The sequence below is a fragment of the Paenibacillus sp. J31P316 genome (genome assembly GCF_056269105.1).
In genome coordinates, this window is the sequence record NZ_JBWDNI010000016.1 from 132,949 (window position 1) to 143,622 (window position 10,674).

Here is a 10,674-nt window from a genome sequence, read left to right on the forward strand (position 1 = left end):
AGAGATGACGATGAATGAATCAACTCCGCAAGCCCGACTGCCCGTAAACGTCCTGTTGCTGGGTGATTTCAATGATGCTCCATGGCATCCGCTGGAGCCAGCCCGAGCTGCGCTGCAATCCATTCTGGAGCCCGCGTTCCAATTGACCGCGACGGAGAATTACGATGAACTGAGCCGGCTGAATCAGGCCGAGTATCCGCTCTGCATCTCCTACGCGGACTGCTGGAATCGCAAGCCGGCGCCCGAACAGACGGCTGGGCTGCTTCGTTACGTTGCGGGAGGCGGCGGACTGCTCGTCATCCACAACGGCATCTCGCTGCAGGCCGACGACGCGCTGGCGCAGCTCATCGGCGCCCGCTTCACCGGACATCCGCCGTACCAGCCGCTCCGCTATGTCACGCTCGGCGGTCACCCGCTGCTGGACGGCGTCGAGGCCTTCGAGCTGGACGAGGAGCCGTATGCATTCGAGCTCGACCCGCTAGCTGAGCGGACGGCATTTCTGGCGTACGAATTCGAAGGCGCGCAGCACCCCGCCGGCTGGGAACGAAGCTATGGGCTGGGGAACGTCGTTTATGTGCAGCCTGGGCATCACGCACCATCGTTCGAACCCGCGTCTTATCGGAGGCTGATTCTGAATTGCGCGCATTGGGCGAGCGGACGCAAGCAGACAATTGGAAACCAAACGCTTGCAGACTTCATAGAATAGATTTACTAGATATAGATATAGAAACAGAAGCAGCCTTGGACGAGAAGTCCGAGGCTGCTTCTGTTTCATGGCACTGACGTATCCCGCCGGAGCCTGGCTGAGCTTTCTAAAACAAGCCGAACCGTTTCTTGCACGTATTTTTGCGATTCGGATCGACGACTTCGGTTACGCCTGCCTTGTCGAGCTTTTCCAGCAGCGCCTCCGCTCCATGTTGGAGCTTGAAGTTCATTTCTTCGTTATACAGCGGCATTAAGCCGAAGAAATGCACGTCCTTGCCTGGCGAGACCGTAAGCGTGAAGAACTCATTGATGGATTCGACGGAAGAGGGAACGGTGACCATCATGCCGGTTAGCTTGGTATTGCTTGCATAGGGTTCGACAGGGTTCTTATTCGGAATCGTATGCGCCGCATACAGCCAAGTGTTGTATTCGTGCGGCAGTCTGGCAAGCGTCTTGAGGGCTCTGACCGGCCAATAATGGTCTTCGTTCTTGAAGCTTTCATCGGACAGCTTCCACGTTGCAGGAAGACAAATCATCAGTTCCGCATATCGAAAAGCCTCGGCTCCCTCGGGAACCGTCATCGGTAAATTGCTCATGCCGCACGTAATCAAGGTATAGTAGTTACGCGCTGCCGTGGGAGCGACGAGCAGAACATCGAGATGGATCAGATCGGAAACCATTTCGTGGAATACCGCCTCGATCGGTCCGATATGCTTCTCGATATGGTCGGATATCAGGTCGATGGAAGCCGTATCTCCGCTTGCCGGCGTAAACGGACGGTCCGATGACTGGTGACGATAAATCATGCTTCCGGCTGGCGATCGCTCTGCTGTGCTCATGGGGATAGGGGCTCCTTTAGATAGATAGAATTAGCTAAATTATACAGGACGAGCCATTAGTTGGGAATAACAAGAAATTGCGGCGCATAATTGGTTCATTCCCGAATGTCTCTATCGCTCGCATAAATGACTAGTCGACCACGCACTTCCTCAGAATTTCCTCACGGAATTTCAACCCATGCCCGGGGCGATTCCAGGTCGTAACCATGCCGTCCACGATCTGAGGGACCTCTTCGAACACATCGTCGTACCAATCCATGTACTCGATGTAGACACCGTTCGGAATGGCGGCAAAGATCTGAATTTGAAGCTCCCACGCCAGATGAGGCGTCACCGGAATGCGATGCGCGCTTGCCATGTTGGCGATACGGACCGCTTCGCTAATTCCCCCTGCCCTGAGGTTAATCATCAGAATGTCTCCGGCTTTCCTGTCGATCAGGTCGCGAAACGCGTATCGCGAATACTCGGTCTCGCCTGTCGTAATCCGAATATCCAGCGCTTTGGCGACCTCCGCATGACCGATCATGTCATCCGCGGGAACGGGTTCTTCGAACCAGTATACGCCGAGCTTTTCCAGCTCTCTGCCGAACTGAATGGCCGTTGCAACATCCAGCCCCTGGTTCACGTCCACCATGATGTCGATCTCATCGCCCAACGCTTTTCTAACGGCAGCCACCCGTTTAAGGTCGATTCTTAGATCCGGGAATCCCGCTTTCATCTTGAACGCTTTAAATCCGCGAGATACAAACCGTTCTGCTTCCTGGACGAGTTCCCCCTCCGATAACGCCATGAATCCAGCGCTTCCATAGGCTTTGACCCGATCCGCGTAAGGCCCGAGCATGGCATGAATCGACGCATGCTGAAGCTTCCCGGCGAAGTCCCATAGCGCGACATCCACCGCGGATATCCCGTACATCGCAACCCCCTTGCGGCCGATCATATTGAGCGCCCACCAAAGCTTCTCCCCTATTTTGTTTCGGTATAACGGGTTTTCGCCGATAAGCAAGTCGGCAATGTCACGATCCATGCAGGTTTTGATCGTCTCGCCGCCCCTGCCCAGGATGGGCAAGTACCCCATGCCGGTAATCCCTTCATCCGTCTCGATTTCCACGACGATGGCATCTCTATTCGCAATGGAAAACGTAGAAACGCGAATGGGCGCCGGAAACGGCACTGAAATAAGCTTCGTTTTCACCGCTGTAATCTTCATGGCAACCTCCTGCCGAATCAGATTCTTTTCTCCATGCGTAGCCCTCTAAGAACATCTTATTTACCGACTTGGCAAAATAATCGCGAGAAAAAAGAAACGCTTCCGACAGGCGCGAACCATGGATAGCGGCTATTCCACGCGTTCGGGAGGCCCTAGAAGCTCCCAGTTGATCATGCCATCCGTTATGCCCGTTCGTTTCATGCCGAGCTTCTCCAGAACTCGGGCTGACGGTAAATTATCGATCAGACATTCTGCCGTAATCCGATTTACTTTGCCGGTAGAAAACGCCCATTCCATAAGAGCTCCGACCGATTCTGTCGCCATTCCCTTATTATGCATCTCCGGAATGAGGCCGAATCCGACTTCAACCATTCCTTGATAATCAGGCTTCCCTTTAAAGCCGATGTCGCCGATCACTTGGTTATTCTCGGCCAAGGACACGAACCATACGCCCCAGCCCAGCAGGTCGGGATCGCTCTTAAGGTTGTCCACGTAGTTCGCGATATGTTTTCCGACTGCATACGATTGCGATACCCGTTCGACGTTGTCCGGGGTAAAAGCTTCGATAAGTAAGCGATTCGTTCTTAGTTGCATTGCTGAATCCTCCTGTAATTGAAGCGGATTAGATTATTCGATTACCACGAGCTCTACCACTTGCTTCGCGAACGCGGCATACGCTTCGATCCGGTCCGGACTGCGATCGATCGCCCATCTGAGGGTATCGAACGCCTTTAACAGCATGACAGGTCTCATCTCGACAAGGTCTTCCGCGCGCATGCCGTACCCGTCCAGGAAAGCTTCCAATTGCTCCGGATTCGGATTTCTGTCCAGCATTTGCGACTGAATCACCGCGTTTACGTCGCCATGCGGCACCGCGCTTACTTCAGCATTGCCCCAATCCAATACGATGACTTGTCCCGTCCGATCGACAATCGTATTCTTCAAGGACAGGTCGCCATGCGTTAAACCGAAGCGGAACGTTGCTTGCTTCAGCTTCTCGAAGATCTCCCGCACGCGCCGCGATCGCTGCGGCGTGATGACGCCGAGCTCGATGAGCCGATCCTGCTCCGTCAAACTATGGATATTATACTGCACGTACCCCAGCCAACTGCCGTCCGAACCTGCATGAGGAGGAGAATGAAACTCGCCCTGAACGGAATCGATCAGGTTTTCCCCGAATCCCTTCACTTGGATGGCATGAATGCGCGCGGCATACTGGCCGATTCGCCTCCAAATATCGGTTGCGGGAACCGCGCTGTCCAACCCGTTGTCTCCGTCGACAAACGATTGAATCATATAGGCGGTGTCCTCCACGATACCCAATGACAACACCTCAGGTCCGGGAATGCCGGCGGCGGCGGCTTGCTCGATGCACCATTTTTCCTTTGCGTAGCTAGGGTAGGAACTTCTCTCGTTCATGCGAACGACGACTTTCCGGTGTTTCGTTTCGACGACGCATACCTGATTGACGAAGCCTTTTCCTAGAATCTGATAGGAAGCTTGTACCGGCTCCTGAAGAAAATCGCCGGCAATTCGTTCCGCTTGCGCAACTACTGCGTCCGCCATCGTTTCCGTCATCTCCTCGAGTGTCGTGCTCCTTCTATGAACAATCCTATATTCTCGTAGCGAATGCAGCAATAGGCGTCCGCTAGCCAACCCATCCTCCCAAGACAAAAAGAGACCCGCAGCAACGGGCTGCGGGTCTAAAGTTTATATTTTAAAAAGGGGGTCGAGTTCTATTATAGGCGAGATTTGTTAAGACAAGATGAAATTAAGATTTCAGTTCCATTACATTTTACTTCCATTAATATCCACCTGCTGCCATGCCCCTAAGCCTCACGTGCCTTTCCCAACTCCATGACGCACCAACACTGCCTTTACCTCTTCGCTGCCCGACGCTTGGCCCGGCAAGGGAGAACCGGCCTGAATAAGCTGCTCCGCCACCGTCGGATAATTGCCGGCCGGATCTCGAAAGTGAACCGATCCCCACGCGCAGCTGTCCAATGCGTTCCCGCCGAACCCATGAGTGACATGGGTGGATGCGCCATGTGCAAGCAGCAGCTGCACCACTTCGGCGTTACCACGCATGGCCGCATTGTGAAGCGCCGTGAAATCCTTGTCCTCGCGGCGGGAATCCGCAGGGAAGCCGACTTCGAGCATCATACGAACGGCCCCAAGCTCATGGTTCCATGCCGCATCGGCAATCAAGCTTAGATCCCCAGGCGAGAGCGACTGCACCAGCTTCGAATCCTGCGCGAGCAGAGCCTGCGCGGCCGCCCGGTCCGCCTGCATGCAGGCAAGCAGCAGACGCTGTTCGGACGAACTATGCTTCGCGATCAAATCCACAATCTCGGCATTATTAAGACGCGCCGCAAGCTGGAACGGCCGCGTATTGGCACCGATCTTATACGCGTAGATATGTCCTCCGTTCGAATCGCCGGACGTGAAACCGCCCCGCCCGACTTGCGCTTGAAGACTGTCGGGATCGGTACGAAGGATCGCGCGGACCAGCTCCGCATCTCCGAGCTGAATCGCCATAAAAATATCCGTCGCCGCGCCGCGCGCAATCAGATACCTGCACTTCGCCGCATTGTCGATCGCCCACTGCGCCGGCGTGCTGCCATGATCGATGTCGCGCCGATCGATATCGGCGCCGTGAACGAGCAGCCAATCGATGATTGCAGGATCCGTGGCAAAGTGAAGCGGCACCTGCCCGTCGGGTCCTCGCTGATTGACGGCATCGGAGTTGCTCTCGATCATCGCTTTCACGGTGTCCAGCATACCTAACGCCGCAGCCGCATGGATATCGACGGGCGCTCCCCGTTCGATCAAATATCGGGAAAGCTCCTGGTGGTCATGATGCAGCACGCCGAAGCCACCGGCCCACCAGCTGCTTGTCGCATGCAAATCGGCGCCGTTCGCAAGCAATACATCCACCACTTCTCGGTTTCCGTTGGCTGCCGCGGCGACGATCGCTGGCGTATCGAAGGCGAACCACGGCTCGTTGATTTGTTTGGCCAGCGTGGGATTCTCGTCCAGGCATCGGCTAGTCGCGATCGCATCCTTGCTCATTACCGCCTGTTTGAATTGTTCAATGACCTGCTGCTCGACCATGTCTTCATCCTCCTCCTATGCACGTTTTAAGTTTCGCTATTAACTTCTCCCGGTCCGGGCGAATACGAAATTCCCTGACGGTAGCCACTGCGTAATAAGGCAAATTCTCCAGCCCTCCCAGACGACAATCATCGTAAACCAAGTGGATCTTCAACGTCTGTTTCGGTTCCGTATTCGTATCCGTAAGGAATTGCTTCAGACGGGAATACACCTCGTTATGATCGTCGTTACTAATAGAGCCCTCAAGGGCGAACCTCCCGGCAAAGCTCTCCCACCAAGCATGGAACGAATCGTACAACGCTTGATACGCCGATCGTCCGGATTGGCCAGGCTGAAACAATCGCTCATACACCTTCGCCTCATGATGATGGAACATGCGAAGATCATGGAGTTGGTTTTCATTGATCTTAACGACGGCTTCGTCCCACAGCTCTTTGAAGGCATTCGTGAAAGCCGAATACGCGAGAAACCCGTCATTCCAACTCGTGAAAGGGAATTTGTTTCCCCTGGCGTCCGTATGATGATGATTTAAAAAGGTATTTTGAAGATAGACGAGAAAATTAAGCGTATAGGGCGGTTCAACCGTCACGAACAGCGTTTTCTTCAAGGTAAGCCTCCCTTCTCTACTATCATGGCCTACTTCTATTATTACCTACTTATTCTCGGAAAGTTTACGTTCACCTATGCGCTGCTGCTCTTCAGCGGAAATCGCGTACAACGCAGCGCCCCATTTGCCGATAAAAATCAGATCGCTGCTCTGCCTCGGATCCCCGTCGCTGTAAACGATCAGCGTTCCCGGTCCCCCGTCCCCGATCGAAAATCGTCCTTTCTCGCACATCGCGAAGCCATATTTCATGCCCGGCTCGCGCGTCGTCTTCTGGGCCGTCAACGCGTAGTTCCGCCCAGCCCATTGGAACTCGCCAGGCGGCTTGTCGCAGGAAGCGGAGGTACCAAGAAGCTGTGCCGGCTCTTCCGACGACGGATGCTTACCGCTCTTGATTTGCACGGAGACCCCCCGAGAACCGCCGGCAGCACCACTAATCGTCAACTGAACGTCTTTTGCAGGAATGTCTAACGAGTCCGGGATGACCTCCGTTACCGTGAATACGCCGTGATCTGTGGTTTCTTCCTTGGACCAGATCTTCTGGTTGTTCTGCTGGAGCTCCACCGTTACGCTCCCATCGACCCAACCATTGCCCGAGACGGTAAAGGGTTCACCTGCAATAATGGTCTGCGGATAGACGAGAAAGGCTCGCTCCGGCATCCATTCCTTATACTTCGAGTCAAGAAACGCATACAACGACGAGGAATGAGCAACGTAATGCTCGGTTTCTGGATTGTCGTCCGATTGCTTCATCGTTAGATAGACTTCATCTTGGACCGCATTGCATGTCATTGACTGGCTCCCGGTAGATTCGCTCGTATCGCTGCATCTCCAGGCAGGAGTAACGTCGATCATCCCGCCGTTCTTCATGGCGATATGCAGGGCATTGCTCCTCATCGGCTCGGATAGATCGGATTTTGGATCGGGAACTGCCGCTTCGAGCCACGCCAGTAATTGTCCGATCCGCGCGCCATCCGTATCCGGAAACATCGGCTGACTGACCGTATCGGATGGAAGCGGCGGCGTCATTGTCACCCACTTGGTATCCTCGACTTTCCAGCGTAAAGCGACATCCGGCTGGGGGCGCGCTTGCGTTTCTTGCACATGATGAACGGTTGACTGCGTCTCGCTCGTCGGCCGCCCCTCCTTGCAGCCCGAAAGCAGCGCAATTGCCAGAGATAAGAGAACAATCATACGAATCGGTAAACTCGGCATAACGATGACCTCCTGTGAGGTTTTTGTTATAGACTCGCCGGCGGGGCAGAAGGTTGCATTTTCCATTTCATAGACGCAATCGATTTTCTAGCGTGCCCTTCCTTTACATATCCCTATCTGCCATTTAGTATAAAGATAAATAAGGATAAGGGGCGAGGCTATTGAATGCAAAGGAAGCATCAATATTGCTTGGCGTTCACTATAAAACGATCCTGAACATGATCAACGATGGCCGGCTGGCGGCCGTGAAGAACGATTCCGGGGATTGGGATATCAGCGAGAGCGACCTGGCCGCCAGAGAGCAGCATATCGAGGATAAAGAATTTTCCGCCATTTACACCCATATGGCAGTACAATTAATTGAGAAGGAGCACAGCCGTGCCGTGAATGCAGCCCGAGAGGATCTGCTTCATATCGCAAGATCGATGGTCAAGAACGCCGAGCAGCCGCACGCGTTCAGCCAGCATGTCGGCCGTCTCTCCAAAGCGCTCGATACTTACAGGGCAGCAGAGGCCTTTAACTATACGGTTGAATCGATTCGCAAAAAAACGGACGCCGAAGTGAGCAGTTAATCCACCTTGATCGCAGATGTGCATTTCATTCGAATGTCGGTTCCCTGAAGAGCATGATCCGAAGGAGTTGAATGAAAGTGGCGGTTCCGATCGAAGCATTATGGCAGCAGGTATTGGATCAGATGAAAGCAAAAATAAGCAAGCCGAGCTTTGACACTTGGCTGTACGCATCCAAAGCAGTCGTCTTTAATGACGCGCAGCTAGTCGTAAGCGCACCCACCCAATTCGCGCAGGAATGGTTAGAGAACCGTTATGTCAAATTGATTCAATCTACCGTATACGATTGTTTCCATCGTCATGTCGAAGTCACCATAACCGTGGAGAAAGAGACCGCGCAAGCCCAGGCAGCCGCAGGGTCATCGCAATCTTCATCTCCGTTGCCATCGTTAATGACATCGCCGGCGTCAGAGCCATTGCCGATCGATTACGAACAAGCTTCGGGAATGACGCTGAATCGGAAGTATACCTTCGATACGTTCGTCGTGGGAGCAGGCAATCGGTTTGCGCATGCCGCCGCGGTTGCCGTTGCGGAATCGCCGGGCAAGGCGTATAACCCCCTTTTTCTATACGGCGGGGTTGGCTTAGGCAAGACCCATCTCATGCATGCGATCGGGCACTATGTCTTGGAACATAAACCGAATGCCAAGGTGCTCTATTTGACGTCAGAGAAGTTTACCAATGAATTTATACAAGCGATCATGACTAACCGGGGACAAGCCTTCCGAAATAAATACCGCAATATTGATGTCTTGCTGATTGACGACATTCAATTTATCGCCGGCAAGGAACAGACCCAAGAGGAGTTTTTTCACACGTTTAACACCCTTCAAGAAGCAAGCAAAGCCATTATCATCTCCAGTGACCGCAAGCCCAAAGAGATACCGACGCTCGAGGATCGGCTGCGTTCCCGTTTTGAATGGGGACTTATTACGGATATTCAGCCTCCGGACCTCGAGACGCGAATTGCCATCTTACGCAAGAAATCGAAGGCGGAGAAGCTCGATATTCCCGACGAAGTGATGGCCTACATCGCCAGCCATATTCGGACCAACGTTCGCGAGCTGGAAGGCGCGCTCATCCGGGTCGTCGCTTATTCCTCGCTCATTAATCAGGATTATAGCGTTCAATATGCCGCGGAAGCGTTAAAAAATATCATTCCCTCCGACTCCCCCCGTGCCGTTACCATTCCCGTCATTCAACGCTGCGTCGCACAATGCTATGGCCTGCATTCCGATGATCTGCAAGGGCGCAAACGAACGAAAGCGATCGCCTTCCCGCGGCAGGTGGCCATGTATCTCGCAAGGGAGCTCACCGACCATTCGCTTCCGCAAATCGGCGAAGCCTTCGGAGGACGCGACCATACGACAATCATCCATGCGCACAAGAAAATCATGAAAACCATTAAGCAGGACCAGGACCTGATCGGCGTGGTAGCTTCGTTGACGGAGAAGATCAATGCCGAGCTTGCTTGAGGCTGGGGGGAGGCTGCTGCATACGTGTACTGCAGGCTGCCGAGCGGTCCGGTGCGAATGGGCCGGGAAAGCTGCTAATATGCAGCTTTTCCGGGCTTTTCGGCCCAGACGAGCTTCAACAGCTGCCAATATGCAGCTTTTTCGGACTTTTCACTCCTGGCGAGCTCCGAAGCTGCCACGAGCTTCAAAAGCTGCTAATCGGCAGCTTTTCCGGCCGTTTCGCTCCTGGCGAGGTCCGAAAGCTGCCATTTCGCAGCTTTTCCAACGGTTTTGGCCCTGATTTGCTCCAAAAGCTGCTAATCAGCAGCTTTTCCAGCCTCTTCGGCCTCGGCGCTTCCCCGAAAGCTGCTAATATGCAGCTTTTCCGGCCGTTTTGGTCCCGACTAGCTCCAAAAGCTGTCATTCTGCAGCTTTTCCAACCGTTTCGACCTTGGCATGTACCGAAAGCTGCCAATATGCAGCTTTTCCGGCCGTTTCGCTCCCGATTAGCTCCGAAAGCTGTCATTTCGCAGCTTTTCCAACCATTTTGGCCCTGATATGCTCTCAAAGCTGCTGATCAGCAGCTTTTCCAGCCTCTTCGGCCTCGGCGTTCCCCGAAAACTGCCAATATGCAGCTTTTCCGGCCGTTTTGGTCCCGACTAGCTCCAAAAGCTGTCATTCTGCAGCTTTTCCAACCGTTTCGACCTTGGCAGGTACCGAAAGCTGCCATTTCGCAGCTTTTCCAACCGTTTCGGCCTTAGCAGGTCCCGAAAGCTGCTGATCAGCAGCTTTTCCGACCTTCTAGGCCTTAGCAAGCTCCTAAAAGCTGCTAATTTGCAGCTTTCCGCCTATCTGGGCCTAGAATAGAAAGTGGACACCTCTTAAGAGAAAGTGAATAATAACTTCAACAGGAGGTGTTCACATGGGTGAACAACGGAAAAGATTCAACGAAGAGTTTAAAAAG

General features: G+C 53.6%; 10 protein-coding genes. 3 read left to right on the forward strand and 7 right to left on the reverse strand.

Translation table 11 applies throughout. The annotated features are described in order from the left end of the window. Window positions 1-10: 10 nt before the first annotated feature. The gene (locus AC0YNU_RS27585) at window positions 11-706 is read left to right on the forward strand and encodes a ThuA domain-containing protein (RefSeq protein ID WP_475762295.1); all 696 of its coding nucleotides are present in this window, start codon (window positions 11-13) and stop codon (window positions 704-706) included. Window positions 707-812: 106 nt separating this feature from the next. On the opposite strand, the gene AC0YNU_RS27590 is transcribed toward AC0YNU_RS27585, so the two are convergent. The 7 genes from AC0YNU_RS27590 to AC0YNU_RS27620 all read right to left on the reverse strand — a co-directional run bounded on the left by AC0YNU_RS27590 (window position 813) and on the right by AC0YNU_RS27620 (window position 7,687). Next, entirely contained in the window at window positions 813-1,544 is a 732-nt protein-coding gene (locus AC0YNU_RS27590; protein ID WP_475762296.1) for a suppressor of fused domain protein, read from the reverse strand. 130 nt (window positions 1,545-1,674) lie between these two features. Continuing rightward, window positions 1,675-2,754 (reverse strand): mandelate racemase/muconate lactonizing enzyme family protein, encoded by a 1,080-nt coding sequence (locus AC0YNU_RS27595; protein ID WP_475762298.1) that lies wholly within the window; start codon window positions 2,752-2,754, stop codon window positions 1,675-1,677. A gap of 129 nt (window positions 2,755-2,883) precedes the next feature. Then, window positions 2,884-3,348, reverse strand: a complete 465-nt coding sequence (locus AC0YNU_RS27600) for a GNAT family N-acetyltransferase (RefSeq protein ID WP_475762300.1) — start codon at window positions 3,346-3,348, stop codon at window positions 2,884-2,886. Window positions 3,349-3,381: 33 nt separating this feature from the next. Then, a complete protein-coding gene (locus AC0YNU_RS27605) occupies window positions 3,382-4,320 on the reverse strand; it encodes an aminoglycoside phosphotransferase family protein (protein WP_475762302.1) in 939 nt (312 codons plus the stop codon). Window positions 4,321-4,590: 270 nt separating this feature from the next. Continuing rightward, complete coding sequence (locus AC0YNU_RS27610) at window positions 4,591-5,868, reverse strand: ankyrin repeat domain-containing protein (protein WP_475762304.1); 1,278 nt, start codon at window positions 5,866-5,868, stop codon at window positions 4,591-4,593. Window positions 5,869-5,872: 4 nt separating this feature from the next. After that, window positions 5,873-6,475 carry a hypothetical protein gene (locus AC0YNU_RS27615; RefSeq protein WP_475762306.1) on the reverse strand — a complete coding sequence of 201 codons (603 nt, stop codon included), beginning with the start codon at window positions 6,473-6,475 and terminating at the stop codon, window positions 5,873-5,875. 45 nt (window positions 6,476-6,520) lie between these two features. Then, window positions 6,521-7,687 (reverse strand): hypothetical protein, encoded by a 1,167-nt coding sequence (locus tag AC0YNU_RS27620; protein WP_475762308.1) that lies wholly within the window; start codon window positions 7,685-7,687, stop codon window positions 6,521-6,523. Window positions 7,688-7,848: 161 nt separating this feature from the next. On the opposite strand from AC0YNU_RS27620, the gene AC0YNU_RS27625 reads away from it, so the two are divergent. Both AC0YNU_RS27625 and dnaA read left to right on the forward strand, forming a co-directional pair. Continuing rightward, entirely contained in the window at window positions 7,849-8,259 is a 411-nt protein-coding gene (locus tag AC0YNU_RS27625) for a helix-turn-helix domain-containing protein (protein ID WP_475762310.1), read from the forward strand. Between the two features lie 71 nt (window positions 8,260-8,330). Then, window positions 8,331-9,731 (forward strand): chromosomal replication initiator protein DnaA, encoded by a 1,401-nt coding sequence (dnaA, locus tag AC0YNU_RS27630; RefSeq protein ID WP_475762312.1) that lies wholly within the window; start codon window positions 8,331-8,333, stop codon window positions 9,729-9,731. Window positions 9,732-10,674: the final 943 nt, after the last annotated feature.